General features: G+C 36.0%; 21 protein-coding genes and 14 tRNA genes. 4 read left to right on the top strand and 31 right to left on the bottom strand.

The annotated features are described in order from the left end of the window. Positions 1 to 6: 6 nt before the first annotated feature. Positions 7 to 675 (bottom strand): HAD family hydrolase, encoded by a 669-nt coding sequence (locus tag C1634_RS15610; protein WP_103233650.1) that lies wholly within the window; start codon positions 673 to 675, stop codon positions 7 to 9. Positions 676 to 1,300: 625 nt separating this feature from the next. On the opposite strand from C1634_RS15610, the gene fusA reads away from it, so the two are divergent. Further along, positions 1,301 to 3,367 carry an elongation factor G gene (gene fusA, locus C1634_RS15615; protein WP_228410090.1) on the top strand — a complete coding sequence of 689 codons (2,067 nt, stop codon included), beginning with the start codon at positions 1,301 to 1,303 and terminating at the stop codon, positions 3,365 to 3,367. A 99-nt stretch (positions 3,368 to 3,466) separates the two neighbouring features. Here the strand turns inward: fusA and C1634_RS15620 are convergent, their stop codons facing one another. Beyond that, the gene (locus C1634_RS15620; RefSeq protein WP_103233652.1) at positions 3,467 to 5,005 is read right to left on the bottom strand and encodes a SulP family inorganic anion transporter; all 1,539 of its coding nucleotides are present in this window, start codon (positions 5,003 to 5,005) and stop codon (positions 3,467 to 3,469) included. Between the two features lie 623 nt (positions 5,006 to 5,628). Here C1634_RS15620 and C1634_RS15625 point away from each other — a divergent pair. Both C1634_RS15625 and C1634_RS15630 read left to right on the top strand, forming a co-directional pair. Further along, entirely contained in the window at positions 5,629 to 6,057 is a 429-nt protein-coding gene (locus C1634_RS15625; RefSeq protein ID WP_103233653.1) for a transposase, read from the top strand. A 45-nt stretch (positions 6,058 to 6,102) separates the two neighbouring features. Further along, positions 6,103 to 6,408, top strand: coding sequence for a helix-turn-helix domain-containing protein (locus C1634_RS15630; RefSeq protein ID WP_228410091.1), 306 nt, complete (start codon positions 6,103 to 6,105; stop codon positions 6,406 to 6,408). A gap of 1,307 nt (positions 6,409 to 7,715) precedes the next feature. Here the strand turns inward: C1634_RS15630 and C1634_RS15635 are convergent. The 5 genes from C1634_RS15635 to C1634_RS15660 form a co-directional block, all read right to left on the bottom strand. Further along, positions 7,716 to 7,937 carry a phosphate ABC transporter substrate-binding protein gene (locus C1634_RS15635; RefSeq protein ID WP_103235673.1) on the bottom strand — a complete coding sequence of 74 codons (222 nt, stop codon included), beginning with the start codon at positions 7,935 to 7,937 and terminating at the stop codon, positions 7,716 to 7,718. Between the two features lie 124 nt (positions 7,938 to 8,061). Then, positions 8,062 to 8,589 carry a DUF6584 family protein gene (locus C1634_RS15640; protein ID WP_109738727.1) on the bottom strand — a complete coding sequence of 176 codons (528 nt, stop codon included), beginning with the start codon at positions 8,587 to 8,589 and terminating at the stop codon, positions 8,062 to 8,064. Positions 8,590 to 9,012: 423 nt separating this feature from the next. Further along, positions 9,013 to 9,669, bottom strand: a complete 657-nt coding sequence (locus tag C1634_RS15650; RefSeq protein ID WP_109738728.1) for a hypothetical protein — start codon at positions 9,667 to 9,669, stop codon at positions 9,013 to 9,015. A gap of 147 nt (positions 9,670 to 9,816) precedes the next feature. Beyond that, complete coding sequence (locus tag C1634_RS15655; protein ID WP_103232773.1) at positions 9,817 to 10,395, bottom strand: hypothetical protein; 579 nt, start codon at positions 10,393 to 10,395, stop codon at positions 9,817 to 9,819. A 30-nt stretch (positions 10,396 to 10,425) separates the two neighbouring features. Then, positions 10,426 to 11,943: a TROVE domain-containing protein gene (locus C1634_RS15660; RefSeq protein ID WP_103232774.1), complete on the bottom strand. Its 1,518-nt coding sequence runs from the start codon at positions 11,941 to 11,943 to the stop codon at positions 10,426 to 10,428. Between the two features lie 438 nt (positions 11,944 to 12,381). Here C1634_RS15660 and C1634_RS15665 point away from each other — a divergent pair, with 438 nt between their 5' ends. Continuing rightward, entirely contained in the window at positions 12,382 to 12,834 is a 453-nt protein-coding gene (locus C1634_RS15665; protein ID WP_103232775.1) for a VOC family protein, read from the top strand. Between the two features lie 147 nt (positions 12,835 to 12,981). Here C1634_RS15665 and C1634_RS15670 read toward each other — a convergent pair whose 3' ends face one another. The 24 genes from C1634_RS15670 to C1634_RS15780 all read right to left on the bottom strand — a co-directional run bounded on the left by C1634_RS15670 (position 12,982) and on the right by C1634_RS15780 (position 25,905). Further along, entirely contained in the window at positions 12,982 to 14,325 is a 1,344-nt protein-coding gene (locus tag C1634_RS15670; protein WP_103232776.1) for an SWIM zinc finger family protein, read from the bottom strand. A 3-nt stretch (positions 14,326 to 14,328) separates the two neighbouring features. Then, on the bottom strand, positions 14,329 to 17,025 hold the full coding sequence (locus C1634_RS15675) for a DUF6493 family protein (protein WP_103232777.1): 2,697 nt from the start codon (positions 17,023 to 17,025) through the stop codon (positions 14,329 to 14,331). Between the two features lie 6 nt (positions 17,026 to 17,031). Continuing rightward, positions 17,032 to 17,946 (bottom strand): DUF7825 domain-containing protein, encoded by a 915-nt coding sequence (locus tag C1634_RS15680; protein WP_103232778.1) that lies wholly within the window; start codon positions 17,944 to 17,946, stop codon positions 17,032 to 17,034. A 475-nt stretch (positions 17,947 to 18,421) separates the two neighbouring features. Then, complete coding sequence (locus tag C1634_RS15685) at positions 18,422 to 18,973, bottom strand: 3'-5' exonuclease (RefSeq protein WP_103232779.1); 552 nt, start codon at positions 18,971 to 18,973, stop codon at positions 18,422 to 18,424. 99 nt (positions 18,974 to 19,072) lie between these two features. Then, positions 19,073 to 19,615, bottom strand: coding sequence for a 3'-5' exonuclease (locus C1634_RS15690; protein ID WP_103232780.1), 543 nt, complete (start codon positions 19,613 to 19,615; stop codon positions 19,073 to 19,075). Between the two features lie 88 nt (positions 19,616 to 19,703). Further along, positions 19,704 to 20,267 (bottom strand): metallophosphoesterase family protein, encoded by a 564-nt coding sequence (locus C1634_RS15695; protein ID WP_103232781.1) that lies wholly within the window; start codon positions 20,265 to 20,267, stop codon positions 19,704 to 19,706. 191 nt (positions 20,268 to 20,458) lie between these two features. Then, on the bottom strand, positions 20,459 to 21,403 hold the full coding sequence (locus C1634_RS15700; protein WP_103232782.1) for an MBL fold metallo-hydrolase: 945 nt from the start codon (positions 21,401 to 21,403) through the stop codon (positions 20,459 to 20,461). A gap of 172 nt (positions 21,404 to 21,575) precedes the next feature. After that, on the bottom strand, positions 21,576 to 22,592 hold the full coding sequence (locus C1634_RS15705) for an RNA ligase, Rnl2 family (RefSeq protein ID WP_103232783.1): 1,017 nt from the start codon (positions 22,590 to 22,592) through the stop codon (positions 21,576 to 21,578). A gap of 13 nt (positions 22,593 to 22,605) precedes the next feature. Then, complete coding sequence (locus tag C1634_RS15710) at positions 22,606 to 22,977, bottom strand: cyclic-phosphate processing receiver domain-containing protein (protein WP_103232784.1); 372 nt, start codon at positions 22,975 to 22,977, stop codon at positions 22,606 to 22,608. Between the two features lie 60 nt (positions 22,978 to 23,037). Next, positions 23,038 to 23,523 carry a ribonuclease H-like YkuK family protein gene (locus C1634_RS15715; protein ID WP_103232785.1) on the bottom strand — a complete coding sequence of 162 codons (486 nt, stop codon included), beginning with the start codon at positions 23,521 to 23,523 and terminating at the stop codon, positions 23,038 to 23,040. Positions 23,524 to 23,601: 78 nt separating this feature from the next. After that, a tRNA-Trp gene (locus tag C1634_RS15720) sits at positions 23,602 to 23,672 on the bottom strand. A gap of 184 nt (positions 23,673 to 23,856) precedes the next feature. Continuing rightward, positions 23,857 to 23,929, bottom strand: a tRNA-Phe gene (locus C1634_RS15730). Positions 23,930 to 24,010: 81 nt separating this feature from the next. Beyond that, positions 24,011 to 24,086: transfer RNA gene (locus C1634_RS15735), tRNA-Leu, on the bottom strand. Positions 24,087 to 24,162: 76 nt separating this feature from the next. Continuing rightward, a tRNA-Leu gene (locus C1634_RS15740) sits at positions 24,163 to 24,236 on the bottom strand. A gap of 353 nt (positions 24,237 to 24,589) precedes the next feature. After that, positions 24,590 to 24,661: transfer RNA gene (locus C1634_RS15745), tRNA-Glu, on the bottom strand. 81 nt (positions 24,662 to 24,742) lie between these two features. Continuing rightward, a tRNA-Tyr gene (locus C1634_RS26035) sits at positions 24,743 to 24,826 on the bottom strand. A 168-nt stretch (positions 24,827 to 24,994) separates the two neighbouring features. Beyond that, positions 24,995 to 25,076 (bottom strand) — tRNA-Cys (locus C1634_RS26040). 224 nt (positions 25,077 to 25,300) lie between these two features. Beyond that, positions 25,301 to 25,374 (bottom strand) — tRNA-Asn (locus tag C1634_RS15755). Positions 25,375 to 25,378: 4 nt separating this feature from the next. Beyond that, a tRNA-Ile gene (locus tag C1634_RS15760) sits at positions 25,379 to 25,452 on the bottom strand. 5 nt (positions 25,453 to 25,457) lie between these two features. Then, a tRNA-Glu gene (locus C1634_RS15765) sits at positions 25,458 to 25,529 on the bottom strand. 6 nt (positions 25,530 to 25,535) lie between these two features. Continuing rightward, positions 25,536 to 25,607, bottom strand: a tRNA-Pro gene (locus C1634_RS26045). 68 nt (positions 25,608 to 25,675) lie between these two features. Further along, positions 25,676 to 25,749 (bottom strand) — tRNA-Arg (locus C1634_RS15770). Between the two features lie 3 nt (positions 25,750 to 25,752). Next, positions 25,753 to 25,829, bottom strand: a tRNA-Lys gene (locus tag C1634_RS15775). A gap of 8 nt (positions 25,830 to 25,837) precedes the next feature. Then, positions 25,838 to 25,905: transfer RNA gene (locus tag C1634_RS15780), tRNA-His, on the bottom strand. Positions 25,906 to 26,159 lie beyond the last annotated feature (254 nt).

Consider the following 26,159-nt stretch of genomic DNA (forward strand, 5'->3'; position numbering starts at 1 on the left):
TTATTTTTAGTGTTTAAGTAAATGTGCACTGAAACCGAAGTTTTTTGCCCCTTGATAGTCGGCTACCGGATTGTCTCCGATATGCAAAATCTGATGTAATGGCAAATCCTGGTCTTTGATCCTATTCTTCACTTCCTGAAAAATAAGCGGGTTCGGTTTGGAACAGTTGATTTCATCAGAATAAATATGAAAATCAATATACTGATCCAGGTTTTCATGAATCAGAAATTTTCTCATGGTCTTTCCCTTGATAAATCCTGTGTTGCTTAAAATATTAATGGTCTTTCCCTGGTTTTTGATATCTTCAAAAAAATCATGAATATTTTCAAAAATCACAACCGGTCTGTATTCCAGAAATAAGTCTTCACTCTTTACATAAAACTCATTGAGTTTTTCTTTATTCAACTCTTTTACATCTACATTCAAAGAACCAAGAATCATCAGATAGATCTCAAATGTATCTATATTCCCTCCTGTTACCTCATTAATGGTATTACAAAGATCATCGTAATACTTTACGGTTTTCGTAACCTCCTCTATGGGTTTATCTACATTGAAAAACGAGGAGAACAGCTCAACTCTTTTTGCTTTAAATTCAGGATGAGATTTGATTAAGGTGAGCCACAGGTCAAAAGAAAAATGACAGTGGTTATGGATGTCGATATCTGTTTTCAATAGGTTTTAAGTTAAAAGTTTTATTTAGCTTTCTTGAAAAAGATTTAATTTTTTTTAATCATCAACAAGTGTTTAAATACTATTCTTCCCAAAGATAAAATTTTTATCATAAATGCATTACGTTCGTTCTGTGTTTTAAGATATTTTTATGAAAATTGACGAATTTCACAGACTCTCAGAAGATGATTGATGAACCGTTTAATTTCCGTTCACAAAAAATAGTTGCAAAAATTCTTTGGAAATCAAAAAAAAATTATAATTTCGCAACCGATTAACAATCAACAATGTCAACAAAAATGATAAATATTATAACTTTAAGCAATCCTGTCAGAGCTGTGTTCTTTGGCAGCACTGAATATTTATCTGAATAGTTCTATAGATCTTTTATACCCAAAAATATATTGAAGACCTATCTATTCGGATAGGTCTTTTTTGCTGCCCTATTTTCAGACTTTAACAATTCAAACAACTTCTGTTATTTGTTAAGATCTCTGAAAATTTTTCTCAACTCAAAATACAAAAAATGTTTTACCGGTTTTATCAAGCTGGGGTGTATTTTGTGTTCATTATTTTCAGAACCTTTTCAAAATACAGATCTAAAAATCAACAATTTAAATCAAACAAAATGAAATATAACACACGAAATATAGGGATCATAGCACATGTAGATGCAGGAAAAACAACGTTATCGGAAAGACTTCTGTATTACACGGGACTCATTCATAAAATCGGTAATGTAGATGATGGAAATACCACCATGGACAAGGATATCCAGGAAAGAAGCCGAGGGATTACCATTTCTTCAGCTGCTGTTTCAACGCAATGGAAAAAAGATCATAAAGTGTATAATATCAACATTATTGATACTCCCGGACACATTGATTTCGCAGTGGAAGTAGAACGTTCTCTAAGGGTTCTGGACAGTGTTGTCGCAGTTTTCTGTGCTTCATCCGGTGTGCAACCGCAAACTGAAAATGTGTGGTACCAGGCTGAAAAACATGGCACTTCCAAAATATGTTTCATCAATAAAATGGACAGAATTGGGGCAGATTTCTTTGCGGTTCTCCATGAGATAAAAACCAAGCTGAATGCTGTTCCTCTTGCTCTTCAGATTCCGATGGGCGCTGAAGTACATTTTGAAGGAGTCATTGATCTTATCAAAATGAAAGCATTATACTGGACCGATGAAACCGGGGAAACCATTGTTGAAAAGGAGATTCCGGCGGTATTCCGTACTGAAGCTGATGAATATAGAATGAAGTTACTGGAAACTCTGGCAGAATATGATGAGACTTTCTTTGACATTTTTATGGATACCGAAAATACAGTCACCGTTGAAATGATCGTAGAAGCTATGCAAAGGGTCTGCAGATCCGGAGCAGCAGTTCCTGTTCTCTGTGGTTCTGCCTTTAAGAATAAGGGAATCCAACCTCTCCTTGATGCTGTGGTAACTTATCTTCCAGCTCCGGATCAGCTTGCTGACCTGCAGGGAAAAGATACTCAGACAGAAGAAGCAGTCATACTGGAAAGAAATGAAGCGGCTTCTTTTTCGGGGCTTGTTTTCAAAGTCGTGATTGATAAACATATGGGAAGACTGGCCATGCTTCGTGTCTATTCCGGAAAGATAAAATCCGGCGATACAATACTGAATGTAAGAACGGGTGATAGTTTTAGGATTTCGAGAATTTTACAGATGCAGTCGGATAAAACATTATCAATGGATGAAGCTAAAGCGGGAGACATTGTTGCTTTAACGGGAATAAAGGATGCTAAAACCGGAGATTCTTTATCTTCTCCAGACAAGCCGATATTACTGGAAGCGATTACGATCCCAACCCCTGTTATCAGGGTTGCTATTGAGCCGAAAACGAATGGTGATGAGAAGTCTTTTGGTTTGGTACTGGCTAAAATTCAGGAGGAGGATCCTTCTTTAGTTGTTGAGAGAGACAAACAGACCGGAGAGACTTTATTAAGTGGACTGGGAGAGCTTCATCTTGAGGTTACGTTGGAAAAAATCCGTCTGAATCATGGTATTGAAATCAATCAGGGAAGACCTAAAGTTTCTTACCGCGAGATCTTAACGGGGACTACAATCCATAGAGAAAAGCTTTCCAAACAAAACGGAGGAAGCGGTCAGTTCGCTGATATCAGTTTTGAAATCGGACCAAGGAATGACAATGAATATGGACTGGAATTTGTCAATGTAATCAAAGGAGGTGTTATTCCAACTGAATTTATTCCTTCTGTTGAAAAAGGATTCAGAGAAGCTATGGAGCAAGGTCCATTAAAAGGATATCCTCTGGAAAACATGAAGATTACCCTTCTGGATGGTTCTTTCCATGCTCAGGATTCTGCTGCATTTGATTTTGAAATTGCTGCCAGAGAGGGATTCAAAGCTGCTGCCAGAGGATGTAGTCCAAAATTGATGGAGCCTGTCATGCAGATAGAGATTCAAAGTATTGAGGAATACACGGGGGCTGTCACTGCGGATATCAACAGAAGAAGAGGAATCATCACTTCTATTGATGAAAGATCAGGAAGAAAGATTTTTGCAGCGGAAGTTCCGTTAGCTTCAACTTTCGGGTATATTTCCGATCTGAGAACGCTGACAAGCGGGCGAGCTTCCATCAGCATGAAATTGTCGCACTATGCTTTAGTGCCTGATTTTATCGCGAATACATTAATAACCTAAACAAGCAAGGACTGTAGATTTATCTTACAGTCCTTGTCTTGTTATTTATATTTTTTAATTGATAATTGATAATTGAAACAAAATTCAATTTTGATTTCTTTATTTTTCCGGAATTACCTTATAAGTAGGGTCTTCTTCAATATTAATTTCAACTACCGCTTCAGCATTTTTCAATATTTTTCGGCAGTCCTCGCTGAGATGTCGTAAGTGTAGTGTTTTATTTTGTTCTTTATATCGTTTCGATAACTTGTCTAAGGCATCTATTGCACTCATATCCACAATACGGCTTTCTTTAAAATCAACAACCACCTGATCCGGATCGTTCGCAGGATCAAATTTATCTGTAAATGCTGTCGCTGAACCAAAAAACAGAGGTCCATATATTTCGTAATGCTTCACTCCATTCTCATCAATATGTTTTCTTGCTCTGATTCTTTTAGCATTATCCCATGCAAAAACCAATGCTGAGATGATAACCCCAACCAAAACCGCCAGCGCCAGGTTATGTAAAATAACGGTAATCAATGCTACCGTAACTCCAACAAAAATATCGGACTTCGGCATTTTATTAACAATCCTGATTGACACCCACTGAAATGTACTGATGGCTACCATCATCATTACTCCTACCAAAGCCGCCATAGGAATTTTCTCTATCACAGGAGCTCCAAAAAGAATAATGATCAAAATCAGCAGAGAAGCTATAATCCCCGAAAGTCTCGCTCTGGAGCCTGCATTAAGGTTTACCAGTGTTTGTGCTACCATTGCACAGCCCCCCATTCCACCAAAGAAACCATTGGTAATATTCGCCAATCCCTGAGCTACAGATTCTTTATTGGTGTTTCCTTTGGTATTGGTAATTTCATCTACCATTGATAAAGTAAGAAGAGATTCTATAAGACCTACTCCTGCCATAATTAAGGCATATGGAAATATTATCTGTAGGGTTTCCAGAGAAAAGGGAACCTTTGGAATGTGGAAACTGGGAAGGTTTCCACTGATATGAGCGATGTCTGCTACCGTTTTTGTTGGAATATTAAATCCAAGAGCTATGGCGAAGACCACAATAATCGCTACTAAAGAGGCCGGGACTATTTTTGTTATTTTTGGGAAAAAGTAGACTACGGCGATTGTCAGGGCTGTTAAACCAGCCATTATATATAAAGACATTCCCTGCAGCCAGCTTACAGCTCCACTGTTGTCTGTAATTTTGAACTGTTCGATCTGTGCCATAAAAATAATAATGGCCAATCCGTTCAGGAATCCGTACATAACGGGCTGTGGAATCAATCTTACAAATTTCCCCAGTTTAAAGATTCCCACCAACATCTGAAGTATTCCGGCTAATGCTACTGTGGCAAAAAGATATTCTATTCCGTGAGACTGTATCAAAGCAATCAAGACCACGATGGTTGCTCCTGCCCCACCGGAAACCATTCCCGGGCGTCCTCCCAAAACAGCTGTTACCAATCCCATCATAAAAGCGGCATAAAGCCCTGTGAGCGGAGACAAACCGGCAAGAATCGCAAATGAAAGAGATTCAGGAATCATTGTCATGGCTACTGTAAAGCCAGCCAGCAGTTCATTTTTGTAATTGATTTTCTTCGAAAAGTCAAATAAGCTTATGGTATTCTTCATTGATTGGCAAAGGTATGGACTGTCCCGATGGTATACAATTTTTTCTTTTTATCATTTTTTATGGGTAAGCTTTTCCCTTTAAATAATTCACACATTAAATCTTATAATATGTTAATTTTAATTAAAATCAATAGATAAAGCATGATTTTTATATTTCCGGTTGTTTTTACTTCTTATTTTTGTTTACATTTGAAAGCGAATAAGCAATTATTTGGTACTAATTAAAAATTCAACGCGGGAAAAGCTGTTTATCAATCTATCTACAGCTTTAACTCATAGAATTATATAAAAATCTTAATAGGTTATATATTATTTCACACAAATGGCAGGAAAAAGAAGTTTGAAAGAGAAGAAGAAGAATCCATTGAAAATAAAGAATATATCCCAAGTACATTAAGGTGCTCCCTACTCACCTTTTTTAAAGTTATTTGGTAAGTCACAAATCCGTTTTTTAAGGTTAAAAATCTTATTAAACGCATTTGCCTATTCTTAAATCATAATTTCTATTTTTTATCAATTTCAAATTAAAGTGAATTATTTTCCACTCTATACAATAATATATATTGCCTATTATCGTTTTTTTAATACATAAGTTAAAACAAAAGAATAATATTCAATAAACAATGTTATATAAAGAAATCCATATTGGAAAGTTTATTAAGGAGAGGGTTGATGAAAGTGAAATAACAATAGAGAGAATCTGCAAATTTTTAGGCAAAGACGAAGGAACTATCGAAATGATGTATGTCAGCAGATCGATGGATACAGATCTTCTTCTAAGATGGAGCAAATTATTAGAATATGATTTCTTCAGGCTCTACAGCTCACATTTGATTTTATATGCACCCCCTTCTGCCATCAACAAAAACCAGCAGAAGTCTGAAAAAACGCCTTATTTCAGGAAAAACATTTACACCCAGGAAATCAAAGACTTTATTATGAAAAGAATTCTTTCCGGTGAGATGACGCAAAGCGAAGTCATTAAAGAATATTCTATTCCGAAAAGTACTCTTCACAGATGGCTTCAGAAGAGTGATAATGCCAACGGATAAACAGATAAAGACATGCGCCCCAATTACAAAAAAATCTATCAGGATATGCTCAGAATAGAACATCCTGAAAAGCTGAAGGATCCGAAAATCAAAGAACTTCTTGAGAAGCTCCATAGCAGTGAGGATGTTCTTAAGTTTAATGATAAACTTTTCAAACAATCCAGTGAAAACCAAAAGCTAAAAACCTATGACAGGCAGACTATGCTGAAATTGCTGCAATATCAGAAAAAGCATGGTCATTCTACCAGTTATATGTCGAGAAAATATAAAATAAGCAGAACGACTCTTGCCAAATGGAAGATGATGTTTGAGGGAGAGCTGGAAGAGACCATGAAAAATGCCGGTAAATAATCTACCGGCATTTTTATAAAGGTAATAATAAGGAAAAAAACGGGCTTCCGTTTGCCGGAGTCGAACCGGATAGCCTTGCCGGAGTGACCGACTTCGCTATTCCTCCCATAATTGTGTTACGATGAATTTTTTCCTAACGACACTTCATAATATGAATATAAAGAAGCTGAAAATGGGAAGAAGGAAGGTATTAAAGTCTGAAAATCATCTGACTTTATAGAAAATTATGATACAAAGATCCTTCCAACGTCCCAATTTCAGCTTCTCGTTGTATGAAAACAAGGCGACAGGCGAATAATGTAGTCGTGCTCTAACCAACTGAGCTACTCTTCCTATATCAATCGTGTTTTTTTACTGTGGAAGAGACGGGATTCGAACCCGTGACCCCGTCGTGATGAGCGAAGTAACATTTTTCTACGGCACTTGTTTATTTTTTTTTAAATAAAAAGAGGCAAGATTCGAAAAGACTTATACAAGATCACTTCCGTGACCTTCTGGAGTCGAACCAAATTAAACCGAAGTAGGCCTTTTCTACGGCACTCTTTTGTACAATCAAGGTAAAATTCTCAGAATCTTCCGTGCATTTGCTCTACCTGCTGAGCTACTTCTCCTTTTCGAGGGAAAAGGCAGGATTCGAACCTGCGACCCAATGTTTATTCAATCTCGAAGTATGATTCTAAAACGACACTTGATTTTAATTATTCATAGTTATTAGTTTTCTTTTTACAAAATTACATAGCTACTGCGCAATCTATTTACGTAATATAATTTTTATTTACATATTTATTCGTTTTGCCTTGAAGCAAAAGAACCAAAAATTCAAGACCTGGAAACTCCAGCTAAAAATAACCCACACTCTCTAAAAATTCTAAAACTTGCGCGAATGTTATATTAGTTCTTCGTTTCAATTTCTGTGTCGCGCTTCAAACAATAGAATTTTCTTAACGTTCGTATAGCTTATTTTCTTAACGCCTCCATTTCCTATGTCACATTTCCATAGTTCTCGTCGCTGGAAATTTCGACTTCTATTTTTATTTTTCCATTGATGTGATTTTAATAAAAGAGGCTAGATTCAAAAAGGTTTTTACAAGATTACTTTCGTAATCTGTTTTGGAGTTGAACCAAATTATTCCGAAGTAAACCTTCTCTACGGCACTCTTTTATATGATCAGGGTAAAAATGGCGGAATCTTTCTGTCTCATCTGCTCCACCTGCTGAGCTACATTCCGTTTACAACAAGAATGACAGGAATCGAACCTGTGACCTGATGGCTAATTCGAAGTATGATTCCAAAACGACACCTGATTTTAATTTTTCCATTGGGTTCTTCTGTACTTCTTCCAGTTTCGCTGGAACTTTGTATACTTGGCGTTCACCACTTCAAAACCGTGTGGAAAACAGCGCGAACAACCCATTTCATCCCCGTACAAGATTCTGGAAATCTGTATACCGGAAATTTTCATTGGAAAGTCAATTAATCCATATTCATTGGATCCGAATTTTTGTCTTACCGCTTTAATTTTTTTCATAAGTATTGAGTATTAACCTCAATACAATGCTTCTTTTAGATCTGGTTTATAGTTATTCATGGTTATTAATTTTATTCTTTGCAAACTTATATGGCTACTGCGCATTCTTTTTACGCGGTTTGTTTTATTTTAAAAATAATGACGAGATCAATTCAAACAGTTTAAAAATCCCTAAAACCGGAATTAAAATAATGAATCCGACTAATAAAAAAAATCCAATTTTGCTTATAATATTTGTGTCATTTTCTGAATAGTTTCCTTTTTCTCTTGTTTTAGCTTTAAAAACAGGAATATGTTTTGTGGTTTTGAGACTATGCTGCTCAAGTTCACTGATTACTTTAATGGCGTACTCGCTAAGCAAGCCTTTATCTCCTCTGAAAATAATATCTTTTAAAATTGCATTTCCCGAATTGCTTAAAGACTTTCTGTAAATCTCCACAGCATTTTCCATTTCATTATTTTCTGGTGTGGATAGAATCCAGAATTTACCTGCTTCATCAAGGAATCCTGCGTCAAAATAAATTTGTCCTAACTTTTTTCTTAGAGAAATATCATTGGGAAACTGATTGATCATGTTTCTTAACCTGTCGCATGCTTTTTTCTTTCTTCCTTCTTTAATATCTTCTTCAATTCTGTACAATAAATCTCCCATCTTTTTATTTCTATTTTAAAAACCAAGTAACAATGTATAAGAGTTTTTGATTCTGGTCAAATTAAAAGTTTGATGATGGAACTCTTATGTAACGAGATTGGTTTGTTCATTTTGGAATCGAAGAACCCCTTTCTTATGGCACTGATTTTTATTTACAGTGCAAAACTACATTGTATGTACGCAATCTTTTTACGTAGATTATTTTTATTTAAATTTTGTTCGTTTTGCCTTGAAGCAAAAGAACCAAAAGTTCAAGACCTGGAAACTACGGCTAAAAATAACCTACCTCTCTAAAAATTCTAAAACTTGCGCGAATGTAATAGTACTTCTTCGTTACACTTTCTGTGTCGCGCTTCAAACAATAGAATTTTCTTAACGTTCGCATAGCTTATTTTCTTAACACCTCCATTTCCTAGGTCATTTTCAAATTCCGGCTAATTGCTGTGAAACCTTCTCCGGATATTTATAATTCATCATTTTTAAAATGGATAATATTCTGTTCTTAAAATTGATTTGATGCCGGATTACTTTTTCCAACTCAGCTTTGAGTTCGGATTCATCTACTTTTGCAACAATTTCTATATTTTCAATATCTTCTATATTTGATTCTGTATATTCTGAGAAACAGACTTTCCCATTTTCTGTTTTGTACAACACCCACGGATGTCCTATCCAGATATCCCTCCATTCTGAAGATGGATTTTTAAAAATACTTTTCCAATCTTCAATATTACTTATATCACCACAACAATTAGGTTGTATCAATATTTCATTTTCCATTTTTAATACAATTCCACCGTCAAAAGGCATGACGAAAACATCTTCTTCAGATTCCTCTGATTCCATGTCTTCAATTTTAGCTTCAACAATCATCTTCAGAGTTTCATCATCAATAGTTTCGATATCTACTAAATAAGACTCTTTCTCAATAGTTTCAAAATTAAAATTCAGTCGAGAAACAACTTCTTTCCATTTTATAAACCATTCTTTATAATTGGGATAGTCATCAATTTCCGGTAATCCGACTTCTTCTTTGAAATGTCGTAACGGGTTCATTTCAATTGTATTAATCAGTTTCATAGTATATAGTTTAATTTACTAGCCCGATTGCAACGGCATGCTTTTTTCGTTCTACCTTCTTTAATATCTTCTTCAATTCTGTACAATAAATCTCCCATATCCAATTCTTTATTTCTCTTATTATTATCTTGAAATTTTATATTATCATTAATCTATTTTAAATGTAGATTTCCAAACAAAAATATCATAAAAGCTGGAAGCATTGAGTTTGCTAATCTTGTCCAGAATTTCTTTCAATCTTTCTCGTTGCTTTGTTTTCAATTCAGTTTTGGATAAATTAACTTCACAATATTCCTGTACAAAGCTTCTAAAATCAGAAGCTGTTACAGAGCGAAACATTTTTTCCAAGACCTGCATTCTAACGGTTAACAATAATTCATCATCCCAATCCTTTTGCTCTTTTTGAATGTACTTTGTATCATAACTTTCGAATTGAAGTGGAGAGAAACTTGTACACCAATCACCCCATTGGTCTTTATCAAAATTCCCTGTAAAGATCTCCATGGTATTTCCCTCAACTGTAATAACTGAATTCATATTGATATGATCTGCTTTTATAGCATTTATCCATTCTTCAGCATTAAGTATCCTTACTCCATGAATATTTACTACGAAAAGATCTCCCGCATGATCGAAACATGTTGAATTCTTAAACTTAAATTGGAAAGATTGAACCTCAGTTTGTATAACATCTGCAAACACAGGATATTTATTGATAATTTTCATAGGTTTCTACTTATTTAAAAGCAGTGCCTTTTACAGCACTACTTTATGTATCATTTCTACAGCTGATTTTTTATCTTCCAATGCATTCAATACATTGAAAATTTTGTCTGACCAACCGGCAATAAGGTGTACATCATCTTTCCTAATATCAAGCGGCTGTGTACCATAACCCGCCAGGTCAAAAATATACAGTTTTGCATAAGGAGCGATAGCTTTGTATCTTTTCCATACGTCTTCAAAGGAGTTTCTGTTTCCTGTGCTATCCCACATCTGAGTATCGGTAAACAGCATTACTTTATCTACTTTTTCTCCTCTTTTGATCAGATCTTCGATGACCAGATAACCATTGGTAGAATATCCTACTTCACCTTCTCTTTTGTAGAATGCATCCACATTTCTAAGAATACCATTTTTAGGCATTGGAACCCTTAGCCAGCGGTCACCGAAGATACCTGTCACCACGTTTTTACACTGTGACTGCAGGATCATCGACATCAGCAAACCGATGTCATACAGCAATATTTTACTTTTGCTGGAAACCGCTTTCTGCATAGAACCTGACACGTCCGCGGCGATCACTACTGAAGTGTCAACACCAAAGCCTTTTATATTTTTGGCACTCACCACTACAGCATCTTCCAATGCTTCCAATACTGAGGACAAATAAGGAGAATCTATGGTTTTCAATTCTCTGTAAGCCGCCAGAAATCGGAATGGAAGTTGTTTTGAGCCGGATACCGCTCTTTCATCAGAAAGATATCGGCAAACTTTGTTTATTGCTTCAGATGATACTCCAGCTTCAAGAATATTCCTTAAGTTTCTCATGGTTGCCATATAACCCAATTTGTTGCTGAAGATCAGTTCTTCCCATTTGTTTTTGAAGGCCAGTTTTCTTTCTGCATCATCTGCAAATTTCGTTTGACCTAGAACAGAAAGCTCAACTTCCCAGGTATAAGGCGTTTCCAGTGTATTGTTAGCAATTTTGTTGAAAACTGCCTGCTGGTTTTCGTCTTTAGCTTTTGGGTGAACCAGAAATAATACATCTTTTAAAGTTACATCTGCTTTCCTGTTGTATTTCGCAAACTGATATTCATCAAATTTGTTGAATGATTTTACCAGACCTTTCTGAATCTGCTTTGACAACTTATTAAGCTTTTTAGTATCTGTTCTCTTATTGGCAAGCTGGTAATAGGCAAGCAATTCTGTGATTTCGTCTGCTCTTTGAACGATTCCATCTACTGTTTTGCTCACCAGATCTGTACCGGAAGCCTGTTTTGCCAATTCGGTTGTCAAAACCAATGGAATGGAACGCAAGTACATATCTTTCCTTGCATACACCGCCAGTTTTGCCACAAATTCAGGGTCATTTTTTTTAATCAGAGACTGAATTCTTTCCAACCTATCATTTCCTTTTTCATAGTTGGCATCTGACAGTCCTGTTGTAACAACAGCACTATACAATTCTTCTGCAGGTGTCATCGCATATGCTTTTGCACCTTCGTAGTTCTGTACTACTTTATTTTCTTTTTTTAAAAAATTAAATTTCATGGTTACTGTTTTTTTTGTTAAACATGGAGAAGGATTGATACTTCCTCTCTGATTTCTTATGCAAAGTAAAAACAGTATTACGCAGTCTTTTTACGTAGTGTTATTTTCTTTGATTTTTTTAAAATTTTTATTTTTGAAATATGATTAAAAGGATATTTATATTGAATAACTCTCGCAGATTTTGCAGGATTACACAGATTGTAAGTTTTGGCTGAAGCCGGCGGAATAAAGTCATAATTTATTAGGCGGGCTAAAGCCCACCCCTATTGAATTAACATTGAAAACAATTATTGCTATTTAACAACTATCTAATATCTAATATCTAATATCTAATATCTAATTATAAAATCCTTCTATCATTCATTTTCATTAAAGGAATCGTCTCCAACAGATATTTCAGTAAAGGTTTTCTAGCTTTGTATCATTAAAATTAGAGCTATGATTAAAGGATTATATGAAACTCATGTACAGGTAAGTGATTTGGAAAATGGAATTCAGTTTTATACGGAAGTATTAGGATTGAAACTGGCCCATAGAGATGAAACCAGACCTATTGCTTTTTTATGGGTTGGAGAGGGTAAAGAATTTATGCTGGGGTTATGGGAGCAGAAGGAGAATCTTCAGACCAGACATTTTGCCTTTTCAAGCAGTAAGGAAGATATTTTGAATTACTCAGTAGAATATTTAGAAAATAAAGATTTAAAACCTTATAATTTCCTAAAAAACGGCAGTGTTGAGCCTATGGTATTTGCATGGATGCCGGCATTGGCTATTTATTTTAATGATCCGGATGGAAACCAGCTTGAGTTTATTTCTATTCTGGAGGGTGAAAGTAAACCGGAATTGGGGGTTCTTAGTTATGAAGAATGGCTGAAGCAGACAAAAAATTAATAAACAAAAATTTATTAAATGTTATACAATGCAAAGGTGCAGGAAAATCAAAATTTTAAGGAGATTAAGGATGAGTTCTTCTTATAAAAACTAATTTTTGCACCTTCGCGATTGTTAACAAAATAATATAATAAGCATCAGCAGTTTTTAACTGTTTACCAGTTTTTTCACAGCCAGCACATGTTTACAAGGACCTCTTTCACCTTGATATTTACTAAACCATTCACAGGTACAACGTTCTTTTTCTTCTTCAATGATGACCGTATGATGCACACCGGTTCCTTCTACTCTGGCTTCTGTTCTTTCCTTATTGTTGTTTAAAATTTCTAATTTTCCCGCTTCTATCAGCTTTTCAGCATTTTTTATACGGGGATTTAATCCAATAATACGGTTTAATTTAAAAGGAAGTCTTCGGTAGAAAAATTCATTATCATCAAGGTCGTAACCTAATAATCCCATTGCGGCAAGTCTTCCTGTAATATTTTCAGCCTTATTGAAGCTGATATTCTCTTCCAGAGCAAGCATAGCCGGGTTAAAAGATTGGTTGGCATAGGCGTATTTGTCCAAAGCATCAATCCACTCATCTGAAACTTCAGAAACTAAACTGTCCAGTAGAGCGCCTTCTCCTGAGAAACCTCTCCAGCATTCTCTTGACAAAGAAAAGCTGAATCTGATATTCCCCATATAAAGCTGCCAGGTAGTAGACTGCATATTAGCATGTGGAAAAACCTGCATAGAATCAATATATGGAAGCAAAGGCTCCAACAGACGAAGCCTGTGAAGCCCTCCAATACAAACGGCATCAGCAGATGTTACCGGAGAAAAGATTGGCTTATTTCCTCTCACAATAAGGTAATAATCAGACTTTACTACTCCTTTCGGCATTCCACGAAATAGCTGTTGTGTCTGAATTCTGTTAAAAGTATGGCGTTTTTCGGATTCTGATAAATAAACCTGAACCGTTCCCAGACCTTTGATCCATTTTACAGGCAGAGGAACTTTTCTTTCTATTATTTTTTTTTCTTCCTGATAGAGCCCAACTTCTTTTTCACCTACGGAAAGCATAATCTTTTCATTCGGTCGGATACTTCCCAATGCAGTTATCATCGGTTGGTTAAAATCCACATTCGTTGTTCCGTTTTCCAGGAATTCCCCATCAAGACCATCAGGCAGGACGTCCAGCCTTGCGTAAACTCCTGCGCAATGAGAAAAACCTTCAAAGCGCAACCTTCCATTTCCGGCAGTCACAATCGGATCTTTAAGAAGTGCCATCTGAAAAGGAGACAGGTTAAAGCTGGATTTCACAATATTGGAAAGCGTGATCAGACATCTCGCTAAAATAAAGGGCTGTCCTACATTTCCCCAAAAAAAGCACGAAACGCCAGTGTCTTTCTGTATCTCACTATATTTAGCGAGAAACAGTTCTTCCATGGCATCTCTCCTAGCCAGGGAGGATTTCCCTGAATAGTTATAAATAAGCGTATCTTCCATAATTTATTTCTTGAGAAGAAGATTGCAGATTTTTTTCAGACTCGAGTTTTCTTTCCAGATGTCTAATTTTTCTTTGACCTCTTTATGGGCTTCTGACTGGTTCAAAGCCAATACTTCATGATAAATTTCCAGAATTTTCTTCAGATTGGTAACGGGGGTATCCATTTGAAGCAATATATTGAAAATCAATTCCTCGAGGGCAATATTATGATTTTTGCTGACATTCAGCATATGATGTTGTATAAGGTCTGTAAATCTTTTTACCGGTGCCCATTCTAACTTTTCGTGCAAGCCGATTACTCTTCCTAACCACGCATTGTCCATCATATGATAAGAAACATGTTCCAGCCACATTTCTGCAGCTGTCCCACGGATGGTCTTATCACTGTCCAGGAAAATAGTTCCTAAGAAGAGATATCCTATTTCATCCAATGGCTTTTTGATCTTATAAAGTGCATTCGCGGTATTCAAAACCAGACTTCTTTCATAGACCTCCGCAATTCCGGAATAGAAAAGGCAGTATTTAATGACTTTTGCCAAGGCATTTGCAGGCGTATTTGGAAAACAAAGCATCAGTGCGGGAATTTCTGAAAGCTCTTTCTGCTCCGCAACAAAATACTCCATGAACAGAGGTTCTTTTCTTTTTTCAAGATGATATTTTGGAATAGTAATATTCAGTTCTACAGGGTAGTATGAGTTTTTCTTACTATCAATAGTCTTCCACTTGTAAGCACCTGAAAAGAATTCCACAGGAATATCATCATATCCAAAACCTCTGAATTCTTCAAAAACAGTTTCCGGAGAACGGGTAATTCCAGCGGTCATCCACCATGAAGGGTGTTCAAATTTCCCTTCCGGTTTAGCATTTTTGCCAAAGAAGAAAAGTAATAATTCCCTGTATTCACCTTTTAATCTTTTTTCAACTTCCACTATAGCTTTTGAGGTGTCGTCTAAAGCACAACGCTGCAGTGCCAGCTGAATATCCAGGTGATGGGGTTCAGTATTATTATTCTGATAATTTTCCAATCTTTCTACCAAAGTGACAGGGGAGACCCAGCACGGAGCATGGGTGATTGGAAACAACAAAGGAGTCTTATCTCCCGATGCTATTTTTTGGAAGGCATAGGCAGCAAGCTCTTTAAACGCCTGTCTGGCAGGGCAATCTGCTCCGATATTCTCTATCGGACCCAATTTTTTCTGATAATTTGAATAGGATTCTCTTCCTGCTTCCTCTTCTTCTGTTTTCTGATATATTTTTTCCAGGTTCTTAAGCTGAATCGGATATTTTTCCAGCAAGCTCAAGCCATAATTGATAATAGCGTTGCATAATAAAACATTCAGATAGGGAACTTCCCATTTCGCAATCGTTTTACAGGCTTTTAAAAATACAGGTTCTATCAATTTCACAGATTCGGCATCTACATCACCGGCAAATTGGATAAATCCTGTCAAAGCAATATCACAATGATAGCTATAGGGATCATCCATTGCCAAAGGAAGATAAAACATCAGGTCTTCAAAGTTTTGAAGGATCTTTACGGCATTTTCGTCTGCTGTAAGAGACAATTTCTCTGAGTCTATTGCTTCCAGCTCTTGCTGTCTCTCTTCTATATATTTTGCCAAAAGAGGACGTACATTAGTCAGTATATTATCTGAATAATGAGAAAGCGCCTCCATCATATTTTCAGAAGCCGGAATATATTTCAGGATAATCTTTGCTGTTTTCGATTGTATACCGTCATCTTTACTTACAAATGCTGTACTTAAAGCCATTCCCAACATTTCAGGATCCATTTTCTTTCGCTGAAATATTCTTTCTGTAAGAACCAAACTGGAAACGACCACCGTTTTCACTTCTGAACTCAGCAGATTCGGAAGATAATGTGAAAATTCATCATTCTTAAAATCAGGACTGCCCACTATTTTCTTCAAATGTGACAATATGGTATTCACCGCTTTTGACTGCGAGGAAGATAGTCCTGCAAGCAATTCATCCTGTAATTCAGAAAGCTCTTCGTCACTTGGTTTTAATGCTGTAAATGCATCCATAAACCATCCCGTAACATTTTTATTAAAGTTTCTATTGGAAGCCAGAAGGCATTCTCTTAAAAATCTTTTTCTTTCAATTTTTTTATCTGCAATCAGCCTTTGAACGATAGGAAACCATTCTTTACGGAAGGGTAAAGATTTGGAAGGGTATTCACATAGATACCAAAAGTGGGTATTAAGTGTTTCAGGATGATCGTCAAGGTCAGACGGATAGTTACTTAGGTGATGTCCCAGCAATTCCGGTTTAGGTTCTACATATCCTTTTTCCGTCCATCCCAGAATATCCTTATAATTGAAGGCTGTAAATTCTGCTTCTACAGATTCATTGATAAATTCTGAAAACCATTCCGGGCATCCCCACTCCAGTATCTGTTCGGTTTGTTCTGCATTACGGAAAAGACTCCAGTAGTTTTTACCGAAATTCTTTTTATCCATACAGACAAATGAAGCGATATCTATAATCGAATGCTGATTCACAGATCCTGCCGTATGGTAGGAATTTTTAGTCATTACAATCTTACTGATCTCACGGTCCATTTTCTTTATAGACGGTACCAGTATTTTCCTTTCTTCAGTACTAAGCTCTTTTAGGAAGGGGATGATCTCATGTATTTTTTCCTCATTAAGGATCTCATAAAGTCTTTCTTTCATGTGCTTTTAATTTGATAATATAGTTTTCAGGTTATTTTCTTTTTTCCATTCTATAAGCAGTCCAAGAACTGTGTTGTCCGCTTTGGACTGATTTTGATTTAACAGCTCATGATCAGGCTCGAGGAGCCTTTTAAGATTAAAAACCGACTTCTCAACAGCTGATAGAATGGGCATCAGCAGCTTTTTGAAACCAGGGTTATTACTGACAATCAAATTGATAAGATTCCAAAGACCATCTGTACTCTTTACGGATATCCATTGAAAACTAATCTTTTTATCGATTATTGTTTCCAGGTTCTGTATCTTAAAATCATAGGAAACTACCTTGCTTATTATGACTTCAAAAGCCGTACCACAGAGGGTTTTGTATTTATTAAACAGTATTGAAAACAGAAATAAATAATGTACCGATTGAAAAGATATATTCGTTTTCATCCAGACATTTATATTTTTTATATCATATTGACAATCAATGTTTAATACTGTTTTTTTATGTTTTTTTGCAAAAACAAGGTCTGAAAAATACGGTACTCTATATAAAATCCGGATCAGGTTATCATGATAAACACCTTGATAAAAATTGAATAAATAGTATAAAAAATAAGTATTTTCAGGAACGTCTTTATGGTTTCCAAACTTCCCTATCCATACCGGAACGCAGGTTTCAGGGAGTGGGTCGACAACATCAGCCGGTATTGAATAATATCCGGATCGTCGTCTTTTGTACTCATTTCCCGCTTTGTATCCAACCAAAGCAGCCCACACAGAGATCGTATTGCAGTCCCCTTTTTTATTAGTCTGTTTTTTTAAAAGAGCAACAACTTCTTTTTTATCTTTTGGTGTAAGCTTTTTAAGAAAAGGAACAATCTCCTTTGTTTTATAGTTTAAATATTTTGCCATAAAACCTCCATCAATAAGCATAAATTCATTCTTATCAGCTAAAATAAAAAAAAATGACTGACAGACAGTAAATTATCCCTTAAAAGTGAATTTTTTAACAAAATATTAAGTTAATAAAACCACCACTACCACTATCATCAGTACCACAAAAACAATTCCCTGTTTAAAGATATATTAGCAAAAAAGTGGATTCAGGCTCGGTATTTTACTTTTTATTCTTTTTCTACCTTATCAATTTTCAGATTTCAGCTGCTTTAAAATATCATCTTTTTACCATACCGATACGTTAATTTTAATTAAAATATTAAAATCAAGATTGTAATCCATTAAAATCTAAATATTTGCAACATAATAGCACTTGATAACTCAACTCTTTTTCAATGATAAGAACAGAATTATTATTTCTTGCCGTCATCATTCCTAATAATAAAAAGACTGCCTCATTACTTTGAGACAGTCTCCATTTTTAAAATGACCTGTTGTTATTTCAGATTATTTAATAATTTTTCAGGCACCAATGCAGGATTTTTGCAATGTTTTTTGCATCATCCACTCCTCTGTGGTGTGTTCCTTCCAGGGTAAAGCCTAATTCACCCAAAGCCCTGTTCATCCCAACACTTTTCCTGATGGTAGGATGAATTTCGCCAAATAATGTCTTTACATTGATATGGTCATCACTCATAGGATAATCTGTGTAGAATCTTCTTGCCTGATCCTGAAGCATATTCAGGTCGTAGTTTCCGTAGCTGGCCCACGTCAGTTCTTCTGAATCGTATTCTGCTCTCAGGATATCAAATGCATCATCCAGCATGATTCCTTCGCTATCCAGCATATTTTGGGTAAGCGTAGTAAGCTCTGTACAAAACGGGCTTACTTTTGAATATTGGGGCTTTACTAAAATCCCTTCATTTTTAGAGATCTTACCGGTTTTTACATTCATGATGCATACACCGATCTCGATGATCTCGCTTTCCTGGCCTCTTGGCGGTCGGTTATCCCAACATGTCGCTTCCAGGTCTACTATTAATATATTTTCTGTTGTTTTCACTTGTTTAAAATTTAATTGTTAAAGGGAGGAAGAGGGAAGTTTTCACAGAGTCTAATTTGCTTCCAGCCTCCAGCTTCTGTCTTCCAGCCTCATTACTATTTACAGAATCTTAGTTAAAATTCTGGCTGTATTGTAAGCATCGTCTGCTCCGCTGTGGTGAGTGCCTTCAAAATCCATATTCAGATGACTCAGGGCTCTTTTAAGACCTATTTGTTTGTGCAAGTTGAAATGTCTTTTAAATTCATGCATCACATTCATATAGTTTTCTGAAAAAGGATTCGTTATACCAAGCCAATCACACTGTTCTATGATCTGCTCTCCATCGAAGTTTCCGTATCCTGCCCATGTTAGGGGTTTGGAATGGTATTCATTTTTGATTATTTCACAGGCTTCTTCGAAATAAATTCCTTTTTCTTCTATCAGCTTTGGAGTAATTCCTGTCAGTTTTGTGCAGAATCTGTTGATATCTGAACGTTCAGGAATGACATAAATGCTTTGTTTTTGGGAAATTGCTTTTGATGTTACATTTAATTTGCAAATTCCTATTTCTATAATATCGACTTTCTGCCCAATGGGAATTCTGTCGTTTTCCCAGCACGTAGCTTCCAGATCGATAATTATGATCTCATTGGTTGTTTTCATGATTTTTTTAGAAATGAGAAGCTAGAGGTTAGAAGTTATTTATGTTTCTACTTCTCCTACCCTTCAGCTTCCTTTCCGTTGTTAATTGTTAATTTCTAGGAGCAAATGGAGGCGTCCATTTTTTCCTCTTCATCAATTCTTTGACTTCCTCGTAGGAAACCGGATAAAAATTGTGGCAGTCTACCCCAACGTCAAAACTCAGAGCCATCTCATCATCCGGCAATGTTCCGTGTGAATGTCCGTATAACTGCCATACACCGCGGTGCGAGCCATTCCAGGTACGCATGGCGTAATGGAAAAGAATGATTTTCTGTTTTCCGTTACTTTGGTCCGGTTCATCAATTTTCAGTTCGTGATAATCTCTGATGGAAGCAAACCGCTTGGGATAAGTTAAAGCCGCTCCTTCATGATTGCCTTTGATCAGGTGGATATCACCATTTAATCTGTCTAAAATTTCTTTCGTAAAATCAGGTTTTCCCAGACTCATATCTCCTAAATGATAGACAGTATCACCGGGTTGAATTTTCTCGTTCCATCTTTTAATGAGTTCTTCATTCATATGGTCGAGAGATTCAAAGGGTCTTTCGGAAAATTTTATAATATTTTCGTGACCAAAATGATGGTCTGCTGTAAAAAATATATTGGGTTTCATTTTTTTAATTATTTTTTAAACTATAACATTCTCAATATCATCTGAATACAGACTAAAAGTCTGCGAACATAGTTCACAATTGGAGTTAAGAATCTCTAAGTTCCTTAAACAGATTCTTCCTTCAAGATTCGACGTAGTCAATGACAAATTCAGTATGTGATTTCTATAGTTTTTGGTTTAAATATTTTTAATTAATTCTTGCGAAATGCTTGATAAAAAGCTGTTTCAATTTCTTCCTGATCGCTCTCCGTGTATCTTCTTGAAAAGTGAATCGGTATTGCTTCTTTCACCTGGCACTCATTCATAATTTTTCCTGATGCAGAAGCAAAACTGTGATAATTGATCTTTGCAAATTCCTGGTCTGTATCTTTATAAAATGTTTCGATATATACCAGATCAGCTTCTCCAAACACGTTTTTTATTTGTTTGTAATTGTTTTCGTCTACTGCATGATCCATGATAACCCCAAGTTTATACCCTGCATTGCGGGTCAACAGATGAAACAGATCAGCTGCTTTGTACTTGGTTTGCTCAATTTCGATTTCTTTATCAACATCATTATTTTCAAAAGCGGTCTTCATCTCACTGATCCATTTTCCTTTTCTAAAGCCGGAAGCCTCTTCATTAAAGGTGACCGAATCTTTTTCTTTAAACAGATAAGCAATAGAATCTGTTTTGTGATCAAGAATGGCAAAATCAACATGGACGTATTCATCTTCAAACAGGAAATCCTGTGTTCTGATCAATTCAAGGTTCCAGTGTGGCGGACGAAGGGTGTAGACATTAATTTCTTCTTTTGAAACAATCTCCCGGATTTCATACTCAATCGCGTTTTCCGCAATCAGATTCCAGGTGTAAGATTTCAACCTTGCCTCAACCTGTTGATGAATATTTTTTGGTCCGCAGATCACCACTTTTTCTCCACTTCCGATCTGATGTCTGAAAATTCCATCGAAATTTGAAAAATGATCAATATGGGTATGACTGATGAATACTGCTGATATAGACTGTACTTCTTTTACCGTCAATAAACTTGCTTCACCACAATCACACAAATAGTGCTTTCCTGAGTTAGGAACTTTGATCAATATACTGATGTCTTCTTTTAAAAGACTTTTTATTTCTGCTTGTAACATTGTTTTTTCTTTTTTTAAACCACCCTGTCAAAAGTTTTTGAATTTCCGCCACCCTTCCAAAGGAGAGGAATTCTCACACTTTCATTTGTTATATTTCTAAGTGCTTTCTATTTTTCTGACAGTAATGACTGCGTTTTTATACATAAAAAAGTTTCGGTAAAAATTACCGAAACTATACTTTAAGAGTCATCAACTCTTCTTTTATAAAATCAATGACTAAAGAATTCAACTTTTTGTTGATCCTTTTCTGCTCTTCTTTTTCAATAGTAGTGAAAGCTGCCGGAAAGTCTTTTTGGAAATCCTCTAAAATATCCTGTGAAAAAAGACCAATCACCTTACCCATGATTTTAGGTTCGAATTCGCCAATTTTGCTTACCACATTATTCAATCTGTTGGCAGTAGCATATTTTTGTATTTCTTCCCAGATTTCCTGAGCTTTTTCACCGAAATAGATCTGTTTCTGAACAGTTTTACCTTCTTTTCTAACCATTTTGGATTTTTCGACCCATTTTTCATTCTTATTTTTCAGAATGATTCTTGCACCGTTTCCAAAGTATTGGGTTTTCAAGGTTTTTACAATAGTACCTTCACAAATGTTATCTTCCAATTCAGGAAGTCCCAGCCAAGCCGGAATTTTTGAATTGAAAACATTGGGGAATCTCAAAGCTTCTTCCAAAGTTCCCTGGAACAAGATTTTAGCATAGAAAAATCCTGTCTCCTGAAAAATCTGATTGACCACTTCTGTACCCAAATAGGTAATCCCATTCAGTTTAATATCGAAAGCGTAAAATTCGTTGTGAGGAGTATATTCAATACCTTTCTGTACCTTCACAGCATCTTTTACCGGTTCCACTTCTTTATGTTTGTAACCGCCACCGAACAATTCACCGTAGATTACCACAGTTTCAACATCCGGATAGATGGTTTTCACTTTTTGAAACACTTCTATTACATTTTTTCTGTAGCGTTCCAACATCTGATGTGCATTGAAAAATTTCTCATCTTTTTCGATGAAAGCAGTTCTCTTCGCTATTTTAATTTCCTTTCCATCGGTAAAGAAAGAGAAATTAGCCCCGTGAACTTTTTCCTGTACAATGAAAACCTCATCCCCAAAGCCCTGCATCCTGATCTGTTCGATCACGCGGGCCTGGTAAGCATTTTCTATAGTGTTATATGTTTTGAAAATCATTTTGTTTTAGTTTTTAATCGTTTCTAAAATTTTTTAAAAGGCTTAGAATGTTTTCCTTTCCTACCGGGTTCATAGAGTGGGAATAGAATTTTGGAAGGTCCAAATAATTATCCATACAATATTCTATAAGCCATTTAGCGCAGTCGTATCCTGTCTTTTCAACATATTCCTGAGAATCCTGTTTCAAATAATGTTCATCTGCAAGGTCATGGTCGAAAGAAATCATTTCCGGAAGTCCTTTTTCCAAAATCCTGTTGACAAACTGTTCGTAATTCCGAACGATATGCCAGTCGCTTCTGAGGAAAATATCCTGTTTAGTATAATAATAAGCTTCAATAGGATATCTTATATCATCCAGAAATAATAATCTTTTTGTCTTTTCCATGATTTAACTTTTTATAAATTCTTTAAGCTTCCAGCTCCTTACATCCCTCTTCCTGCTTTATTATACCATCATATCAGCACAATTGGAACTTGCGAAGGCAAAAGGTTTTGCTTTAAACACATATCCCATTCCCAGAATGTATCCCATTGCATCTTTTAATGCTACATTGGATTTAAAATCCGGGTCAGTATTAATGTCTGCGTGTACCTCCATTTCCACCCCATAAGTATCCAACACAGAGCAGATAGCGTATGCAATTTCTACGGATTTGTTGACCTCATTCAGCATTCGCTCTTTGATACTGATACTCTGTATTGCTCTTTCTTTTCTGATAAAGGTAAACGCTCCTTTTCCTTCACGAATAAATACCACTGCCGTAGCATAATTGATGGCATCTCCATATACATGAGAGTCTGATCCCACACATACTTTCAGACGGTGTCCGTCTGCCTGTTCGCGAATGATGGCTTCTTCTACCAGCTGTGTGATAGAGTGTTGGAAAATTTTTCCGTTCATATTCTGCCATGTTTGTTGTTGCGTTTCCATTTTTTCTACATGTTTTAAATTTATAAATGATTGTTGATAATTAATAAACGATAACGAGTCGTTAATTTCTATTTTTTGCACTCCGAACTGGACTCGAACCAATACCATCAGTTTTGGAGACTGAGATGCTGCCATTACACTATCAGAGTAAATGCTGTTAATTCATTAGGACTCGAACCTAAACTACAAGAATCAAAATCTTGTGTGCTGCCTATTACACTATGAATCAAGGTTTAAATTTATGAGTAATAAGTAATTGATCATGAGTAATGCCAGAAACGAGTCAGGTATCAATGATTACTCATTGCTCATTACTTATCATTCATATTTTTGTGGAACAGACAGGAATTGAACCTGTACCTTTAGTTTTTCAGACTAACGTGCAGACCTTCTACACCACTCTTCCGATTATAATTGATCAATGATGATTAATAATTGATCAATTACTCAGCAATCATTGATCATTAATCAATTATCATTCATTAGTTGGTACGGGAAGAGGGATTCGAACCCCCAAAAGCTTGATCCTAAATCAAGAGTGTCTACCATTCCACCATTCCCGCAGGTTTTTTTATAAGTAATTAGTAATTTTTTATGCTGTTTAATTACTCATCATCCATGCTTATTACTCATATTTTGTACCTCTCCCCAGATTCGAACTGGGACTTTACGGGGTTTAAAGCCGTTTTCTCTGCCAATTGGAATAGAGAGGCGTAATTTATTAGTAATGAGTAATATGAAAATCTATGGTTATTACTCATTATTCCTTACTTATTGCTCATATTATATCTAGGTTTGAGAAAGCTCTGTCTGTTTATAAACTATGCTTGCTAGTGTTTGTAAAGATCTTCTGCGCTTGACAAACCTTTCTCATTTCCTAATTATATTTTATTTTAAAAAAAGGAAAAGGCTGTCTTTATTTTTATTGATTAAAGATCTTCTGCTCTTGACAGTCCTTTTTTCTTTTCTTCTTTTTTTGTGAATGGTAACTGGCCAATTTTTTTTAAAAATCTGAACTTTCATGGTATTAATATCAATTCAATATTGACCAGCTATTCACATCCAGTACTCTATAAGGGAATCGAACCCTTATTTTCTGCTCGAAAGGCAGGCGTCCTCACCGTTAGACGAATAGAGCTTTAATCCACTGACCAGGAATCGAACCTGAACAACAAGAGTACATTTCCTGCATGCTGCCATTACATTATCAGTGGTTGGGTGGAAGTAGTAGGATTCGAACCTACTCAGCTATGAAGCAACAGATTTACAGTCTGCCCCGACTCTCCAACTTCGGCGTACTTCCGGATTTCATGAGTAATTAACAATGGTTAATCAATAATTTCTCATTTTCATTTTAAAAAGAAAAGGCCTGTCTGTATTGAATGTTTGACTAAAGATCTTCTGCGCTCGACAGCCTTTTTCTTTTCTTAATAAAGGATATTTCATAAGAGTAATCATCACTCTTTCATTGAGATGGTTATGGGATTCAAACCCACTCAGTTTACACAACGGTTTTGCAGACCGCCCCGACTCTTCCACTTCGGCGAACCATCAGATTTAAAAAATAAAGTTTGCTCTGATTTTATTTGATGTAAGAACTTCTGCGCTTGGCAAACTTTATTTTTACCTAAAATTTTATAAATGATATTCTTCATTCTAACTGTTCTTTGGAGAGACCAGAAAAAGCTTGTCTGTACTTTTGTGTTTGGTGTAAAGATCTTCTGCTCTTGACAAACTTTTACTTTTTCTCCTAAAACAATTAACAATTAGTTACCTGCGATTTTGGAAAGACTTGAACTTTCAACTTCCGGTTTAACAGACCGGTGCTCTAACCAATTGAGCTACAAAATCATTGTAATTCCGGAAGGACTCGAACCTTCAACCTTCGGTGTATCAGACCGATACTCTAACCACTTGAGCTACGAAATCATTTGTATTCCATAAGGGGATCGAACCCTTGTCGTTCGGTAGAAAGCCGAATGCACTTGCCACTATGCTAATGGAACAAATTGTCTGGAAAGCAAGATTCGAACTTGCGACCTCCCGCGTCCAAGACGGGTAAACAACCACCGTTATCTTTCCAGCTTTGAGGCTCACTTCTGTTTCTTTTCCGGGAGACAGCCGGATTGGAAATTTTCTATGAACCTTTTTGTGATCCCGAGAGGATTCGAACCTCTAACCCTGGGTTTAGAAAACCCATGCTCTATCCAGTTGAGCTACGGAACCGCTTGGTAATCCCAGAAAGATTTGAACTTTCAACTCCCGGTTTAAAAGACCGGTGCTCTAACCACTTGAGCTATGAGATTTTATATTTTGGGTATCTCCGGGGATCGAACCCTGTTCTCCGGTTCCACAGACCGGCGCTTTACCAAATAAGCTAAAGAAACCATAAAAAAAACGCCTCTTTTCGGGAGGCGCTTCATATATTTTAACGTAAAAGATCATTAGCTGACCCACGTATATAAGCACCTTTCATCCACAATTTCACTATCAAAAATACACAGAACTCCTGTCGGCTCTTGTCCGAATAGTCTTGAATACTGATTGAATATGTTGTGTAACTGTTTCATTTTATTTTTGTTTGTTTCTAAATTATTTTTAATTGAATCCTGAAAACCTGTTGCTTTCAATTTTCG

This window comes from Chryseobacterium viscerum (assembly GCF_002899945.2).
Taxonomy (GTDB): domain Bacteria; phylum Bacteroidota; class Bacteroidia; order Flavobacteriales; family Weeksellaceae; genus Chryseobacterium; species Chryseobacterium viscerum.

What these genes read in the sequence shown, in the direction of transcription:
- fusA (WP_228410090.1), top strand. Translation starts at nt 1,301, where the DNA reads ATGAAATATAACACACGAAATATAGGGATCATAGCACATGTAGATGCA.
- C1634_RS15620 (WP_103233652.1), bottom strand. Translation starts at nt 5,005, where the DNA reads ATGAAGAATACCATAAGCTTATTTGACTTTTCGAAGAAAATCAATTAC.
- C1634_RS15625 (WP_103233653.1), top strand. Translation starts at nt 5,629, where the DNA reads ATGTTATATAAAGAAATCCATATTGGAAAGTTTATTAAGGAGAGGGTT.
- C1634_RS15630 (WP_228410091.1), top strand. Translation starts at nt 6,103, where the DNA reads ATGCTCAGAATAGAACATCCTGAAAAGCTGAAGGATCCGAAAATCAAA.
- C1634_RS15635 (WP_103235673.1), bottom strand. Translation starts at nt 7,937, where the DNA reads ATGAAAAAAATTAAAGCGGTAAGACAAAAATTCGGATCCAATGAATAT.
- C1634_RS15640 (WP_109738727.1), bottom strand. Translation starts at nt 8,589, where the DNA reads ATGGGAGATTTATTGTACAGAATTGAAGAAGATATTAAAGAAGGAAGA.
- C1634_RS15650 (WP_109738728.1), bottom strand. Translation starts at nt 9,669, where the DNA reads ATGAAACTGATTAATACAATTGAAATGAACCCGTTACGACATTTCAAA.
- C1634_RS15655 (WP_103232773.1), bottom strand. Translation starts at nt 10,395, where the DNA reads ATGAAAATTATCAATAAATATCCTGTGTTTGCAGATGTTATACAAACT.
- C1634_RS15660 (WP_103232774.1), bottom strand. Translation starts at nt 11,943, where the DNA reads ATGAAATTTAATTTTTTAAAAAAAGAAAATAAAGTAGTACAGAACTAC.
- C1634_RS15665 (WP_103232775.1), top strand. Translation starts at nt 12,382, where the DNA reads ATGATTAAAGGATTATATGAAACTCATGTACAGGTAAGTGATTTGGAA.
- C1634_RS15670 (WP_103232776.1), bottom strand. Translation starts at nt 14,325, where the DNA reads ATGGAAGATACGCTTATTTATAACTATTCAGGGAAATCCTCCCTGGCT.
- C1634_RS15675 (WP_103232777.1), bottom strand. Translation starts at nt 17,025, where the DNA reads ATGAAAGAAAGACTTTATGAGATCCTTAATGAGGAAAAAATACATGAG.
- C1634_RS15680 (WP_103232778.1), bottom strand. Translation starts at nt 17,946, where the DNA reads ATGCTTATTGATGGAGGTTTTATGGCAAAATATTTAAACTATAAAACA.
- C1634_RS15690 (WP_103232780.1), bottom strand. Translation starts at nt 19,615, where the DNA reads ATGAAAACAACCAATGAGATCATAATTATCGATCTGGAAGCTACGTGC.
- C1634_RS15695 (WP_103232781.1), bottom strand. Translation starts at nt 20,267, where the DNA reads ATGAAACCCAATATATTTTTTACAGCAGACCATCATTTTGGTCACGAA.
- C1634_RS15700 (WP_103232782.1), bottom strand. Translation starts at nt 21,403, where the DNA reads ATGTTACAAGCAGAAATAAAAAGTCTTTTAAAAGAAGACATCAGTATA.
- C1634_RS15705 (WP_103232783.1), bottom strand. Translation starts at nt 22,592, where the DNA reads ATGATTTTCAAAACATATAACACTATAGAAAATGCTTACCAGGCCCGC.
- C1634_RS15710 (WP_103232784.1), bottom strand. Translation starts at nt 22,977, where the DNA reads ATGGAAAAGACAAAAAGATTATTATTTCTGGATGATATAAGATATCCT.
- C1634_RS15715 (WP_103232785.1), bottom strand. Translation starts at nt 23,523, where the DNA reads ATGGAAACGCAACAACAAACATGGCAGAATATGAACGGAAAAATTTTC.